Below are 14,318 nucleotides of genomic sequence, written 5' to 3'. Positions count from 1 at the left end.
GTGACGGAGCACAGGATCAGACGAAGGCCGCTCTCACGTCAGCTACTCAGCTGAAACGTCGGCAAGTTCGAGGTCACGTTCGACTACGGACGATAAACGTCAAGCTTAGGCGTCGGCGAGAAGGGGGTCGTACGGAGTGCTCGTGCGGCGGCCCGACATGAAGGAGAGGAAGTCACCCACGAAGGTGCTCCGGCCGTAGGCGCCGTCGGTGGCGGTGATGTCGCGGTGGAAAGCGGTGCGGAAGAGGGTCCGGTACTCGTCGGCATCGATGCTCCCGCTTCCGTCCTTGTCGGTGGCGTCGAAGAGCACCTCCGCGACGCGGATGAGCGCGGGTCCGGCGAGGGAGGGGATGGCGGCGGCGTACTCGTCGGCGCTGACGCGGCCGTCGCCGTCCGTGTCGAGGGCAGCCTGGAGCTCGCGCCACCAGGCGGCGAAGGCGTCGTAGAGCCGGGTCTCCTCGGGCTCGTCCAGGTCGAGGCGGGTGGACAGTTCGCGGGCCATGGCGGCGAGGTCAGGCCAGTCGAGGTAGCCGTCGCCCGTCTGGTCCAGCACCTGGCGGAAGAACTCTCCCGCCGAGCGTCGACCCTCTCCCGCGCCCGCGGAAGGCGCCGGGTCCGGGCCGGGGCCGGCGTCGCCGCCCAGTGGTGTGAGGAGACGGAGCAGGGCCGACGCCCGCTTCATGCGGGCGCGCAGAGCGGCCACGGTGCGGGCGCGGGGGTCGTCGCTGCCAGACGAGAGGGAGAGGACTTCGATGATGCTTTCGGCGCTGATCCAGCCCTCGGGTAGGAAGCGGGCGAGTCCGGCGGTGAGGTAGGCGCCCTGCATGAGGGTCTGGGCACCGGGCATCTCCGGCAGCCCGGCCCTGCGCCGGTACGGCTCGGGGAGTGAGGCGACGGTGATCGCGCCGAGGAGCGGGCCGGCGACGGCCCGGCCGGCCGCCCACAGCGTCGGCGCGCCGTCGAGCAGTGCCGGGGCGGGCAGGTGGTCGAAGAGCCGGTAGAGGATGACGCGGGCCGCTTCGGTGTTCTCGAGCTCGTTTTCGACGACCCGGTCGAAGTATCGCCAGAAGTCGTTCAGGTCCTCGGGGAGTTCTGCGGCGTCGCCGTCGAGCGCGGCGAGGAACGTGCGGTATTCGGCGTACATCCGCTCCATCGTGTCCTGGTCGAGCGGCTGGCCGCTCAGCCGGCACATGGTGACGGCGCTCTCGAAGAGGGTGGCGACCACCCAGGCCCGGGTCGCGCGGTCCATCGCGTCGTAGGCGCGGCCGCGGGAGTCGGAGCCGCTCATGCGGGCGTGCAGCCGGTTGAGCCGGGCGGCTTCCCGTTCGCGCTCCGCCAAGTCGGTGCCGAACATGCGCCGCATGCTGAGGAAGGTGTTGCGCAGCCGACGCCAGGGGTGGGCGACGAAGGTGGAGTTGTCGACGAGGGCAGCGCCGATCTGCGGGTGAGCGGCCTCCAACACGGTGGCGCGGATCATGGCCAGCGCCCAGCGCGGGTCGTCGAAGAAGGCGCTGAACTGCGATTCCGGGCCGAACAGGGTTGCCTCGTCGGCCGTGTCCGTGGTTTCGGCGGTCATGATGGGTCTCCGTTCGTCCGGGGCGGCACGCCGCCGAAGCGGCGGTCGCGACGCCGGTAGGTATGTAGGCACGCGAGGAACTCGGGGGCTCGGAAGTCCGGCCAGAGCACCTCGGGGAAGATCCACTCGGCGTAGGCAACCTGCCAGAGCATGAAGTTGGAGATGCGCTGTTCGCCGGAGGTGCGGATGACGAGGTCCACGTCGGGGGTGTCGGGGAACGGCAGGTGGTCCGCGAAGAGCCGCTCGGTCACCTCATCAGCGGGCGTCTTGCTGCGGATGAGCGATCTTGCGGCCTCCACGATGTCCCGGCGCCCGCCGTGGTCGAAGGCCACGGTCAGCGTCATCCCGCGGTTGTCGGCGGTCAGCGCAGCCAGATCGTCGAAATCTCGGGCCAGTTCACGGGGGATACGCGGGTCGGCGACCCCGAGGAAGCGACAGCGGATGCCACGGGCCAGCAGCAACGGCGCATGCTTCCGCACGACCCGGCGGACCAAGCGCATCAGATAGTCGACCTCTGTGCCCGGGCGGTTCCAGTTCTCGGTGGAGAAGGCGTACAGGCTGAGCCACTCGACACCGGCGGCCCGGGCCGCCTCGATGATGTCGATGACGGTCGTCTCCGCAGCCCGGTGGCCCGCTGTCCGGGGAAGCGAACGCCGCTGCGCCCAGCGGCCGTTGCCGTCCATCACGCAGGCTACGTGTCGCGGCACCGCACGCACCGGCCTGTCGTCCTGCCGCAGCTCGTCGCCGTACTGTTGCCCGCCCGGCCGGTCCTTCGTGGCCGGGCGGGCGGGCGGGGCACCGTGGTCCGTCACGCCCAGCCCCGTCTCACCCGGAACGGCACGGTCGGCTCTACCGCGCTCGGTCACGCCCACCCCGTCTCGCCCATACCCACGCCCCACCGGCGCGTTCCCTCCCAGAGTCTGACGGCGCGAAAGGATCCTGACCGGCCAATCGGGTGACTGTCGCCCTTGGCTCATATGTCCGATTCCCGCGTACCGGCATCGGTAGCTTCTCCGCTGACCGCGAACCACCCGTCTCGTTCTCGACGGGACTGTAAAACGTTCGGTGTAACTCCCGATCATGGAAGATGCATCGATGACCAGCAACAACGTGACCAAGGCCGAGCCCGTCGAGCCGTCTGAGACGGTGCCATCGAAGTCTGTGGACGACCGGCTGATCGACGAGCTGGTGGGCCGGGCTCAGGCGGAGGGCCTGCAGCTGACCGGCGAGGGCGGGCTGCTCCAGCAGCTGACCAAACGGCTCCTGGAGTCGGCCCTCGAGGGCGAGATCACCGACCACCTCGGCTATGACAAGCACGATCCGGCGGGGAAGAACGGCGGCAACTCCCGCAACGGCACCCGCGCCAAGACCGTACTGACTGACGTGGGCCCAGTGGAGATAACCGTGCCCCGCGACCGCGAGGGCTCCTTCGAACCGAAGATCGTCAAGAAGCGCCAGAAGCGTTTGTCCGGCGTCGACGAGATGGTCATCTCACTCGCGGCGAAGGGCCTGACCACCGGCGAGGTCCAGGCCCACCTGGCCGAGGTCTATGGCGCCGACGTGTCGCGCCAGACGATCTCCACGATCACCGACAAGGTCCTCGAAGGCATGGCCGAATGGCAGAACCGGCCCGTCTACCCGGTGGTCTTCATCGACGCCATCCACGTAAAGATCCGGGTTCTGTCGATGATCTTGTGATCCGGACGCGTAAGCGAGCCGTTCTGGATGCTCGCGATCATGCATCGCGTGCTCTCGTGATGTTCTCTTGGAGCTGTTCCCATATCTGTCCGCCCTGTTGATCGAGGAGGTCGAGCGGCGTCCGGACAAGGTGGTGCTGCGGACGCGGGTGCGGGCCGCAACCGCGGCCTGCCAGTGCGGCCGGATCTCGGCACGGGTGCACGGACGATATGTACGCAAGCTCCGTGACGTCGCCGTGGGCGGACTCGGTGTCGTGATCGAGTTATGCATACGCCGCTTCCGCTGCGAGAACCCTGCCTGCCCGGCGGTGACGTTCGCTGAACAGATCGTGGGACTGACGACCCCGCATAGCCGGCAGACCCCGCAGTTGAGTGGGGTGCTGACGCAGATCGGGCTGGCCCTGGCCGGCCGGGCAGGAGTCCGCTTGGCCTCCGAAGTCGGCATCACGGTTGGCAAGTGCACACTACTGCGGCTGGTCAGGGCCCTGCCCGAGCCGGAGGTCGGCCAAGTGGAGGTCCTCGGCGTCGACGACTTCGCTTTCCGCAAGGGCCGCCACTACGGCACGGTACTGATCGACATGGCCACCCACCGTCCACTGCACATCTACGACGGGCGCAAAGGCGAAGACCTGGCCGGCTGGCTCCGCGACCATCCCGAAGCGGCTACGCAGAAGGTGCACGTGTCGGGGCGCCGCAAGCCGAGCAGGTCGCTGACCGCTACCACCTGTGGGCCGATCTCGGCCAGGCTGTCGAGAAGACGGCTCGGCCGCTGTGGTGAGTGGAACTCACCAGGGCCCCCGGTGGTGGTGGGAGGCTAGGGCTAGGGCACGACCACTCCCGCGGCGTCAGGCACCCAGGTCGGGGCGGTTATGGAGCGGCGCCCCGCCTCGTATGACGCTGTTGGCGAATTCAGATGTTGAGCCCGGCGTGAGTTGAAGCTCGCACCGGGCTCTCCTGTCCATGCCGGGGCTGAGGTGCGAGGATGCGTAAGTGGTGACGGAAGCAGAGTGGGAGCGAGTGCAAGGCGAGCTGCGCTTCGGTCAGGTCTTCACGGGCACTGTCGTCCGGGTGCCCAGGCCGGGGGCGATCGGTGTCTTCGTGGACATTGGCCTCAGTGTCGGAGGATTCGTCGACGTCGTGCTCTTGCCTCGTCGGCGAAGCGAGGACTGGCCTGTCGAGGGAACAGTGACCGATTTCGAGGTCTGGTGGGTGCACAGCGGTCACCAGCAGATACGGCTGAAGCCCTCTGACCCGGAGTACCTGTGCGAGGACTTCGCCGACTTCGTTGCCCGATACAGGCCCAATTGGCCATCCGACATCGGCAAAGTTGTAAGGGGTTTTGGGGCCATCAATCCGTGAGCACTGCTCAGCCCTCGCTCTGCTGAAGAGCCGCAAAGTGTGAGACGCGCGTGCGGGCATGGCCGGTACCGGAGAGCCAGGCGTCGATGCGGGCGAGGTTGATGGCAGCGCCGGTGAGTTGGTGCTGGAGGCTGGTCTTGGTCAGGCCGCGATAGCGGGACCTGCGTATACCGCAACGTTGGACGCCTTGAGCGATGGTGCCCTCGACGCCGGCACGGATCTTGTAGCGCTCTTTCCACTCGTCGGTCTGCTGGAGAACACGAGTCTGCCGGAGGGCGTCGTACTCTGCGCGGGGCCGCAGCGTGATCTGTCGTCGCTGCGTCGTTGGTGTGCTCAGGCAGTCACGCCGGTGCGGGCAGGGGCGGCAGTCCAGGACCGAGAAGCCGACCCGGAGCACAGGCATCCGCCGCTGTGAGCTGTGAACGGCCCACGATCTACTGGTGCGACCATTCGGGCAGGTCACGCGCTCGTTATCCCAGTCGATGGTGAAGGCATCCTGGCCGTAAGCACCATCACCGCGCGAGGACTGCACGCTGTTGACCGCCTGGAGAGGGCTGTGCAGCTCAACCCCGTAGTCGCGGCGGGCGGCAACCATGGCAGGACTGTTGGCGTAGCCAGTGAGATCGTTTCATCTTGAAGTGGCTGGCCACGGTGCTGGTGTGATCGTTCAGGGTGGCTCTCGCGCTGGTCGGCGGGTTGATCGGTAGCGGGAGATCGTCTGTCACCGGGAGACTTCGGCGCGGGTGAGGACGAGCAGGGCCCGTAGCAGGGCGGTGGCGTGACGGGCGCCGAGGCGGAGCTTGGTGAGCACGCGCCAGTTCTTGAGGTCGGCGAAGCCGTGTTCGTTCGCCGCGCGTTCGCGGGCGACGAGCTTGTTCGCCTCCTTCTGCGCGGCGGTCAGGCGGCGTCCGCGAGCGGCGCGGTAGCCGGTGATGATCACCGGGTTGTCCGCGTCGTCGTCCAGGCCAAGAAAGCCGAGGTCGCAGATCGCGCCGAGTCCGGCCTCGCGCAGGTGGGCGGTGAGGTGGTCGTGGCGGGCGGCGGTGATGTCGTGGGTGCGTCCGCGCCGGGCGGCCGAGACCCAGATCAGGTTGCCCTTCTCGTCGGTGAGTGCCAGGACGTGCAGGCCGTGCATCTTGCGTTTGCCCGAATAGTTGGGGCGGTCGTCCTTCCCGGTGCGGCGCCGGGTGGGTATCAGCGTCCCGTCGATCAGCACGACCTGCCCGCCCCTCTTGGTGATCTTCTTCAGGGCACGGTCCAGGCGCTCGGCGCGGGCGGCCAGCAGGTGGACGACTTCCAGCAGCCAGCGGCGCACAGTCGAGGCGGACACCTGGTAGGCGCCGGCCATGTCGGCGAGGCGCTGATCATGCCGGAGGACAGCGAGGACGATCAGGGCGATGCGGCCCGGCGGGAGCTTGCGCCACCGCGAGCCGATCTTCTTCAGGCGGGCCCTGATCAGGTCCGCGACCAGGTCCAGGGTCGTACTCGACAGCGGCAGACGGCACTGGTAGACAAGCGAGTCCGGGCCGTCGGCGGCAGTGGCGTTCATCGGCATGAACACCCCAACTGGCTTCGGGGGCCCGCTCGTTACGGGTGACGCTGATCACTGTGGCCGGTCGCCGAGGGTGGTGAATCGGCCGCCCGGGGTGCGGTGCAGCCAGCCCCGCTCGGCGAGCCGCTTCAGTTTCGCGCGGACCCCTTCGACCTGGCCGGGCAGCGTGCTTTTGCCGAGAGCCTCGCTCACCTGCCCGGCCTGGGCCGGTTCGGAGGCGTCCGCCACGACCTTCATGATCGCCTGGTAGTCGTCGGGCAACACGTCGGTACTCATGCCCGGCCCGCGGTCCGGGATCAGTCGCATCCCGCCTGCGCCAGGCGAGGCGGTGACCCGCTCCAACTCCACGTCCATGGCCGGATCATCAGCCTCACCCACGCGTTCGGCCTCGATGAACTGGCCGATCACGACCTCGGCGGCCTCCAGCCGGGCCACTTCGGCCTCAATCTCCACGAGTTCCTTGCGCAGTTGCTCGGCCCGGTCAGCCAGCACGACCCGTCGCTGGATCACCCACGTCAACACCTCGGCCACCAGCACATCCTCCCGTCCGCGAACTCCCGCTGCCCTGCGGACAGTAGGAGACACGACAAGGCCCGGACAGAAGTTCCGGCGAACTGCCCCCTGACAGACGATCTCCTGCTACTGATCAACCCGCCGACCAGGGCGAGAGCCACCCTGAACGATCACACCAGCACCGTGACCAGCCACTTCAAGATGAAACGATCTCAGTGTCGCAGTGCTCCTCAGGTAGCAGCTCCCACTGGGACAGACTGGCATGGACCACCGCAGCCATGCGGTCGTCATTGATCGCAGCGGCGGTGGTGGCCACGTTCGTGATCAGACGCACGTCCCCAGGGCCGCACGTCTCGGTCAGATGGACCTTGTAACCGTCCCAGTCCAGGTCTCGTTTGGAGCCGGTGCGGGTCTCGGAGTCATACGGGGTGACCAGGCGTTTTGAGCCAGGCGGGCGGTCTTTTGGGTCCCTGCGATGCACCTCGCCCTCGACCAGGTGAAAGTGCTGGATCCAAATCTGCCGCAGGATCTCCACCTGTGGCAAAGACCTCAGCAAGCCGGGCGCATCCGACGCGGTCACAAGTTGGAGCAGCCGCATGCCGTCGGCGCCGATCCGCCGACCGATTTCGTCCTGCTTGGAGCGAGCCCTGGGAAACCTCGAATCTTCGGCCCGGGTTGCGTAGTGCCGGAACCAATCCGGGGCGGCGACCCCGGTCAGCCACCCGGGGGCAACCAGGGCCAGCTCGTTCAGCGCGGCGCGTAACGTCTCCGCCACCACCTCCAGCCAACTCAGCTCCCGAGCCGTGGACAAAACATGACTGGAGTCGGTCCGTGCCTTCCCACCACTGGCTAGCAGGCCCTTCTCCCGGGCCGCGGTCAGGATGCCGTCCAGTAGCCGACGTCCTGCATCCACCCCGGCCAGACGGTCCCTGAACTCCGACAGCACCGAGAAGTCGAAGCCCGGATCGGTCAGATCCAGTCCGAGCGTGTACTTGAAGTCGATTCTCGCCCGCACTGCCTCTGCGGCCTGCCGGTCAGGCAGGCCTTCCACGAACTGCAGAACCAACACCACGGCGAGCCGACCCGGCGACCACGCAGGCCTACCGCGCGGGGAACAGGTCTGCGAACTCCTAATCGCGGAACAGTACCCCCAGCTCGTCCCGGATCCGGATTGCCAGACTCCCCTTCGGGAAGGCAGCCCGCGCCACCCGCAGGGTCTCAGCGGGAACGTCTCCCGGCTCCGTCGGCTGCATCGACATCGGCACCCACCCCATACGACAACGTCGGCCTTCAAGACCACAACCATGTCTTGAAGGCCGACGTCACGCCGAGCTCCGAATTAACCAACAGCGTCTCGTATGTCGGGGCGGAGCGCCGCGGGGCTCGTCCTGGCGCGACTGACGGCAGGCGGGGTGGGGCAATGTCGCTGTGCCGGGTTGTCAGTGGTGCCGGTGGATCGGCGGTGCTGTTAGCCGACGACGACCCATGACTGGGGGTGGTTGAAGGGCGCGCCGCAGGTCCACAGCGTGAGCCAGGTTCCGTTCGCCAGGGAGTTGCCCTTGGCGGTGATGCACTTCGAGCCGTGATAGGTGTAGATGCGCTCGTTGTCGTGCTCGTTGTAGAACCGCTGCGGGCTGGGCGTTGCATTGGGGTTGCAGGTCCACAGGGTGAGTACGGCGCCGTTGGTACCCGAGGCGTTGCCGCGAGGTGTCAGGCACTTGCCGCTCGCGTCGTGGACGAGGAGCGCGCCGTTCCAGTGCCACTTCTGCAGGCTGCTGCCCGTGCAGGACCAGACCGTGACTACTGTGCCGTTGGCAGTGCTATTCCCCTCGGGGGTAGCGCACTTGTTCTCTGTGTTCCATAGGACAGAGGTACCGACGGCCTGCGCCGGGCTTGCGGTCAGCGAGCTGAACCCGATCATGGCGACCAGCGCGAACAGCGCGGTCGATATCTTGCGAATCATGTTTCCTCAGAATCTACGAGTGTCACCGGCCCGCAGGTCGCGCGGTACCGGCCCATGCCGGATGAAGCTCCGTAGGGCTCGATCTGTCCCAGGCATGCTGCTACTGCGGACTTGGCCTGCGCTCATGGCGCCCGGGCAGGCACCCCACCGGGATGCGCACATCGTACGCTCACAGGAACAGTGTGCGCAATGTGGATGAGATCATCCAGGCGCGATCTCTCGCGCTGGGTGCAGCGGGGTGAGAGGCAGTGATCCGCACGAGCCACCATGTGCACCGGCCCCCCGGAGGGCCGCATCACCAGCGGAGGGCTAGTTGCGCCAGGCGGGCGCGTGGAGACCGGGAATCCGCTGCAGTGCGGCCGACCGGCGAGTGCGCCGGTGCCCACTCATCGACCTCGCCGGGGTCGTCCATCGATGGGCCGCGGGTGGTCGGCGAGGAGTCGTGCAGGAAATGCGAAGGCACACGCTGTACCCTCTACGCGAACATCGTACGCACTGCAATAATAGGAGTCGCATGGCGGCAGAACCGACCGACCAAGTCCCGTCCGTCTGGACGCGCGCCACGCCTGCAGCGAGCCAACCCGCTCTCAGCCGCACGGTGATCGTCCGGGAGGCGGTCGCCATGCTCGACGCGGAAGGGGTCGAGGCACTGAGCATGCGTAAGCTCGGCGCCCGCCTCAACTCCGGCGCCACCTCCCTCTACCGCCACGTCGCGCTCAAGGACGAGCTGATGGAACTGGCGCTGGACGAGGTTCTGGGTGAAGTCGTCCCACCACCCGAGGACACTACAGACTGGCGTACAGCCATCACGGAGTTCGCCGCATCCTTCCGAGCGACCGCCCTGCGCCACCCGTGGCTGTGCGCCGTCCTGGGTCAGGCAGGCTTGGCGCACCTGGGGCCCAACCTCAGCAGCGTTTCCCGGCAACTGGCCGCTCTGTTCACCAACGCCGGTTTCCCCGACCCCGACAGCGCGATCAACGCCCTCTACTCCTACACCATCGGAATGATCACAACCGAGCTGGCCTGGCTGAACACCGTCGCCCGCTCCCAGCAGAGTGAAAGCGACTTCCTGGCCCGCCTGCTGCCCTCCGCGGACGGTGATGGGCATTCCGGCGCAGACACCCAGAACCCGCGCACCATCCGCGACGACCACTTCGACAACGCCCTCGAACTGGTCCTCGACGGTCTGGCCTTCCAGCTCACCCGCTGACCACTCGAGCCAGCCGCGACCCCACCTTCTGCTGCACTCGGCCCTCGGCCTGTCGGCCGTCACCGCCTCTCTTGTCCGAACGTGGTGTGTTGACTGCACTTGTCGGTGAAGCCGTGCAAGCCGCGTATCTGAGTAGCCGTACTCTGGCGGGCTGCTGGCCGCCTGCCAGAGCATGGCGAACATGGAGTTCTTTGCGGACCTCGGCCTGGCCGTGCTGCTGTCAGCGCTCGGAGCCCTGGGGCTGGTGGACTTCTGGTTCGCTGAAGGCCTCAAGCAGTGAGCCCTTTTCAAGCTGGCCGCTGACCGCGAGTTGGACTGTCCTGCGGAACAACGAAGCTCCTGGTAGACGGGTTCTCGACCAAGATCACCCGTGTCCGCCAGGAGCTTCGCGTGCTTGTCTACCCGTCCTCGATTGATCTGTCCAGCCGCATTTTGCGGTTCCTGACCAGGCAACTGACATTCCGGCGGCAGGAGATCGGAACGCGGTGGCGGCGCCTTCCTGCCGGACGTCAGGCCCTGGCCGCCCTCGCCCCGTCCCTGGACGAGGCGATGACGACGATCCGGGCGAAGGCGTTCGTGATCCTCGACGGCACCTTGCTGCCGATCGACCGCATCGCCGCCGATACCCCGTACTACTCCGGGAAACATAAACGCCACGGCATGAACGTCCAGGTCCTCACCGATCCCTTCGGACGACTGCTCTGGGCCTCGCCGGCTCTGCCCGGCTCGACTCACGACCTGACCGCCGCGCGGCAGCACGGGATCATCGAAGCCCTCGCCGATGCGGGGCTCAAATGCTGGGCGGACAAGGCATATCAAGGCGCCGGCGGATCCGTCCGGGTTCCGTTTCGGGGCAGCCGCCTCAAGCGATGGAAGCGTCGCCACAACACCACCCACGCCAAGATCCGCTGCCTCGGAGAGCAGGCCATGGCCACACTCAAGAGCTGGCGTTTCCTACGGAAGCTCCGCTGCAGCACCAACCGAATCACCGACGTGGTGAAGGCCGTCCTCGTCCTTCACCACACATCAGCGTGAGGTTGGAAAAGGCTCAGCGGGCCGCTCACGGGCAGGCGGTGCCTGATCCGACGGGCCGGCAAGTGCTGGTGCTGAGCACGGGGTCGGCATGTTCGGCAACGATCGCCTACGGCTTGTCCTCGGCTGATCTGCCCATAGCCTGCACGGCCCAGGCGGTCATGGCCACCCTGATGGCGTTGCTCCTGCTCTTGGTCGCAGGCAGCGCATGCGGCAAGCGAATCAGGCGAGAGGGACTGCGGCGCCGTCTTCGCCCGGAGCGGCTGCGCTGGCACGATTCCCAGCGCGAAGGCAGCACGCCTGCATCGTCGTCATCGGGCTCGCCCTGCACCACCCCGACCCCCGGACCATCCTGCACCGCGTCGCCCAGGCGCTGCGCGCCACCGATCCCACCCGGCAACACCAAGGCACCGTCGCGCTCGCACACGTCGCGCGGCTGCACCACAGCGTCGACCCGGGAATGCCTCGCCCTGCGTTGATACTTGCGGCGCTCTACGGCGGCGACCGGAGCCTTCGTCAACTCAGAACCACAGTCCAACAGCTTCCATTTTCAAAGCCTTTCCTGTGACACCCAAGCGGATGGTTCGTCCGTGAGCCTCGTCCATCCAACCCATGTCTTGCACATGAGCTACCCCGTGAATGTACCCATACTCGGTCCAGATTTCCAGTGCCTCAATCGGGCGATTCTGTCCTGTTGTTCCCACCGTGACAGAATGAATGGCTCCGATGCCGTCCGAGCATCTCTCTCCCTGCCAACCGTAATCACGCAGGTGAGCGTTCACGCAGTAGCGGCCGACTCCGCCAATTGAAACACCCAGGGCTTCCAGTGCCTTATTCTTGCCCCACGTGCCAACAACATTCCCGTTGCAGGACCAATTGGCATCCCATCCATTGCCAGCCACATGGGCGGTATAACATGCCGATCCCTGTCCAGCTGCACTGGCGGGCGTACTGATCGAGAGAGAAACCACAGACGCGGCAAAGAGGGCCATCAGAGAGCGGGCGATTTTTTTCACACAAGACTCCTGCTGAGGTCGAATTAAAGGCTGTCCCGTAACTAATCGTGCCGCTCGACGCAGTCCGGTATGCACCGATTGGCTGAGGTCTCACTGCAGGCGGCAAGTCGGGTTCAACAGGACAACCTTTGGCGGCGAGTCGGCCCTGCCGGGAGCCATACTCACTTCTTCCCCCGTGCAGGCCCCCGACAGGTGGGCACACTGTACCCGTATGCGAACATCGTGCGCAACTTCGACCGTGTGCGCCGGAAGAGCAAGAAGAGACTCGACACTCGCCTCCCACCTCTACCGTGCGTGGGCACAGTCGCCCCCCCTTGTACCCTTCATGCGAACATCGTGCGCACTGGAGGAAAACACCCGTGGCAGAGAAGAAGCCCGTCCCCTCGGTGTGGACACGCCCCACGACAGCGCCCCGGTCGCCCGCCCTCAACCGGGCCACGATCGTTCGCGAGGCGATCGCGATGCTAGACGAGGACGGCATCGAGGCACTGAGCATGCGCAAACTCGGCGCCCGGCTGAACGCCGGCGCCACCTCCATGTACCGGCACGTCGCCACCAAAGACGAACTGATGGAACTGGCGGTGGACGAGGTCCTCGGGGAAGTCGTCGTGCCGGAGGACGGCGCCAGGAACTGGCGGGATGCGGTCAACGCATGCGCGGAGTCATTCCGGGCCACGGCCCTGCGCCACCCCTGGGTGTGCACGGAACTAGGCCAAGCGGGCCTCGCCTACCTCGGCCCCAACCTGGCGTCCATGATCGAGCACCTGCGCAACCTGCTGACCCACACAGGCTTTGCCGATCCGCACACTGCGGTCGACGCCCTCTTCTCCTACTCCATCGGCATGACCACCACCGAGTCAGCATGGCTGACCACAGTCGCCCGCTCGGGACAGACCGAAGCCGAACTGCTCGCCCGGCTCCTGCAACCCCCGCTCGCCGAACACGGGCACGACCCCGATGACCACAACGCCACCGCCGACCTGGACCCCGTCACAATCCGCGACCTCAAATTCATCAACGGCCTCGACATCGTCCTCGACGGCCTGGCCACCCGGCTACCCGCCTGACCACCACGTAAGAACCGTGTCACCTGACGACATACAGCAGCGCTGTTCAGACAGTGTCGGCGCCGCCATGAAGCGCGTATTCGTCGAGCAGCCGGAGCCGGGTGCCCTGCAGGCGATAGGTAAGCACTGATGTCACCCAGTTGCCGATCAGTGAACCGAAGGCCGGATCTGCGTCCATGGCCATACGTACAGTCACTGCGTTGAACTCATACACGCGTACCGGCGTCTCGGCCTCAGCGCTGTTGTGCCAGGTGAAAGGCCGAAGAAGCCAGGACCAGCCGACGAGTTCCCCGGGGCCGAGCCATTCGATGAGGGTCGGCTCCCTGCCGGGTACACGCATGTCGAGAGTGACGGTGCCGGATCGCACGATCCAGAAACGGTCGGCGGTGCTGCCTTCTTCGAAGAGCCGAGTGCCCTCGGCGAAGTTGGCCTCATGACCGTGTTTCATGAGGCGTTCCCGGTCGGGCGTCGCAAGTGTGTTGGCCAGTCGGGCCGGGGAGAGGGTGCGCGTTGAGGGCCTCCGTTCGTTCCCCTTCTCCAGTGTCCTTCGGAAGAACCGGAGCAGGGCAGGCCGAACGGCTCTCAGGCGCTCGTACAAGCCCGCGGCCATGAACCCGAGCAGCGCTCCGTCCGCCGCACGGCGCGGCAGGGCAACGATCTCCGCAGCCCGCCGGCCCGGCGGGATTCGGCGAGCTCGGCGACGCCGTCTGGTAGGAGCGGCCGGGATGCGGACGATGTCGGGGCCAGAGCCGCTCGCGGTTGTGGCTGCTCATGTTGACCTGGCCTATGGCCCGCTCCGTTCTCATCCAGGTCCGGTCCCGCCGGTACCTGTCTTCGACGGTACGAGCGGCCACTCACAATTCGGCCCCAGCCCAGGCGCCGGTCCCTGTGCCCCCGCCGGACGGGAGCAGGTGGCCATGAAGGGCTTCGCTGGTGCTCCCGCCCGGCAGGGCGGGGCCAGGCGGCCGGGGCGTAACGGACGTCGGTCTCCAAGCACGATCCCTGGGTCCTCCATGAGCCAGCCGCACGATACCGGCCACCGCCAGCAGCCTGGCCGTCTCGCCCGGGTTCAGCCAGGGCGCGTCCGAGAAGACGCACGGCACCACGGCCAGGACGATCCCCGGAGCCGACAGGGGCGTAGTGCAGACCCTCCCGCTCTGCCTGGCACTGCGTGAACCCGTCCACCCGCCGGCTGCTGTACCGCGCCGCGTAGCCCCGTGGGCCCTTACCCCGGGCTTCCCCACTCCGTCAGTTGCCGATCCGGCGCCGTATCTCACCGCTCCGTACGCCCGCCCCCTGGGCCTGTGCCTGCGAGCCGGGGAGGTCGTGTCTCT

Annotated in this window: 14 protein-coding genes and 2 pseudogenes; 6 read left to right on the top strand and 10 right to left on the bottom strand. The window is 66.9% G+C overall.

Going from position 1 to position 14,318, the window contains the following annotated elements; all coding sequences use genetic code 11:
* Positions 1 to 105 precede the first annotated feature (105 nt).
* Both ACK8N7_RS36500 and uppS read right to left on the bottom strand, forming a co-directional pair.
* A complete protein-coding gene (locus tag ACK8N7_RS36500) occupies positions 106 to 1,575 on the bottom strand; it encodes an oxygenase MpaB family protein (protein ID WP_500445394.1) in 1,470 nt (489 codons plus the stop codon).
* Entirely contained in the window at positions 1,572 to 2,291 is a 720-nt protein-coding gene (uppS, locus tag ACK8N7_RS36495; RefSeq protein ID WP_500445937.1) for a polyprenyl diphosphate synthase, read from the bottom strand. The genes ACK8N7_RS36500 and uppS overlap by 4 nt, the downstream gene beginning before the upstream one ends.
* Before the next feature lie 379 nt (positions 2,292 to 2,670).
* On the opposite strand from uppS, the pseudogene ACK8N7_RS36490 reads away from it, so the two are divergent.
* From ACK8N7_RS36490 to ACK8N7_RS36480, 3 genes and pseudogenes are all read left to right on the top strand, one after another.
* Positions 2,671 to 3,252 (top strand): annotated as a pseudogene (locus ACK8N7_RS36490) (transposase); the annotation flags it as partial.
* 88 nt (positions 3,253 to 3,340) lie between these two features.
* Positions 3,341 to 4,090 carry a transposase family protein gene (locus ACK8N7_RS36485; protein ID WP_500445392.1) on the top strand — a complete coding sequence of 250 codons (750 nt, stop codon included), beginning with the start codon at positions 3,341 to 3,343 and terminating at the stop codon, positions 4,088 to 4,090.
* A gap of 175 nt (positions 4,091 to 4,265) precedes the next feature.
* A complete protein-coding gene (locus ACK8N7_RS36480) occupies positions 4,266 to 4,631 on the top strand; it encodes a hypothetical protein (RefSeq protein ID WP_500445390.1) in 366 nt (121 codons plus the stop codon).
* Positions 4,632 to 4,638: 7 nt separating this feature from the next.
* Here ACK8N7_RS36480 and ACK8N7_RS36475 read toward each other — a convergent pair whose 3' ends face one another.
* The 5 genes and pseudogenes from ACK8N7_RS36475 to ACK8N7_RS36455 all read right to left on the bottom strand — a co-directional run bounded on the left by ACK8N7_RS36475 (position 4,639) and on the right by ACK8N7_RS36455 (position 8,659).
* Entirely contained in the window at positions 4,639 to 5,226 is a 588-nt protein-coding gene (locus ACK8N7_RS36475; RefSeq protein WP_500445388.1) for a transposase, read from the bottom strand.
* A gap of 126 nt (positions 5,227 to 5,352) precedes the next feature.
* Positions 5,353 to 6,180, bottom strand: coding sequence for a transposase family protein (locus ACK8N7_RS36470; protein WP_500445386.1), 828 nt, complete (start codon positions 6,178 to 6,180; stop codon positions 5,353 to 5,355).
* Between the two features lie 54 nt (positions 6,181 to 6,234).
* Positions 6,235 to 6,714: a hypothetical protein gene (locus ACK8N7_RS36465; protein ID WP_500445384.1), complete on the bottom strand. Its 480-nt coding sequence runs from the start codon at positions 6,712 to 6,714 to the stop codon at positions 6,235 to 6,237.
* Between the two features lie 205 nt (positions 6,715 to 6,919).
* Positions 6,920 to 7,955: pseudogene (locus ACK8N7_RS36460) on the bottom strand (transposase); the annotation flags it as partial.
* A gap of 209 nt (positions 7,956 to 8,164) precedes the next feature.
* Positions 8,165 to 8,659: an RICIN domain-containing protein gene (locus ACK8N7_RS36455; RefSeq protein WP_403218313.1), complete on the bottom strand. Its 495-nt coding sequence runs from the start codon at positions 8,657 to 8,659 to the stop codon at positions 8,165 to 8,167.
* A 514-nt stretch (positions 8,660 to 9,173) separates the two neighbouring features.
* On the opposite strand from ACK8N7_RS36455, the gene ACK8N7_RS36450 reads away from it, so the two are divergent.
* Both ACK8N7_RS36450 and ACK8N7_RS36445 read left to right on the top strand, forming a co-directional pair.
* On the top strand, positions 9,174 to 9,869 hold the full coding sequence (locus ACK8N7_RS36450; protein ID WP_403218312.1) for a TetR/AcrR family transcriptional regulator C-terminal domain-containing protein: 696 nt from the start codon (positions 9,174 to 9,176) through the stop codon (positions 9,867 to 9,869).
* A gap of 390 nt (positions 9,870 to 10,259) precedes the next feature.
* Positions 10,260 to 10,904 (top strand): transposase family protein, encoded by a 645-nt coding sequence (locus ACK8N7_RS36445; RefSeq protein WP_500445381.1) that lies wholly within the window; start codon positions 10,260 to 10,262, stop codon positions 10,902 to 10,904.
* Positions 10,905 to 11,010: 106 nt separating this feature from the next.
* Here ACK8N7_RS36445 and ACK8N7_RS36440 read toward each other — a convergent pair whose 3' ends face one another.
* Entirely contained in the window at positions 11,011 to 11,421 is a 411-nt protein-coding gene (locus ACK8N7_RS36440) for a hypothetical protein (protein ID WP_500445379.1), read from the bottom strand.
* 1 nt (position 11,422) lies between these two features.
* Entirely contained in the window at positions 11,423 to 11,917 is a 495-nt protein-coding gene (locus ACK8N7_RS36435; RefSeq protein ID WP_403218054.1) for a hypothetical protein, read from the bottom strand.
* Positions 11,918 to 12,276: 359 nt separating this feature from the next.
* Here ACK8N7_RS36435 and ACK8N7_RS36430 point away from each other — a divergent pair, with 359 nt between their 5' ends.
* Positions 12,277 to 12,984, top strand: a complete 708-nt coding sequence (locus ACK8N7_RS36430) for a TetR/AcrR family transcriptional regulator (RefSeq protein ID WP_500445377.1) — start codon at positions 12,277 to 12,279, stop codon at positions 12,982 to 12,984.
* Between the two features lie 46 nt (positions 12,985 to 13,030).
* Here ACK8N7_RS36430 and ACK8N7_RS36425 read toward each other — a convergent pair whose 3' ends face one another.
* On the bottom strand, positions 13,031 to 13,432 hold the full coding sequence (locus ACK8N7_RS36425; protein WP_500445375.1) for a cyclic nucleotide-binding domain-containing protein: 402 nt from the start codon (positions 13,430 to 13,432) through the stop codon (positions 13,031 to 13,033).
* Positions 13,433 to 14,318: the final 886 nt, after the last annotated feature.

The sequence above is a fragment of the Streptomyces griseobrunneus genome (genome assembly GCF_046713465.1).
Taxonomy (GTDB): domain Bacteria; phylum Actinomycetota; class Actinomycetes; order Streptomycetales; family Streptomycetaceae; genus Streptomyces; species Streptomyces microflavus.
Note: the sequence above shows the minus strand (reverse complement) of the source record. Positions and strands in the feature narration are given on the sequence as shown.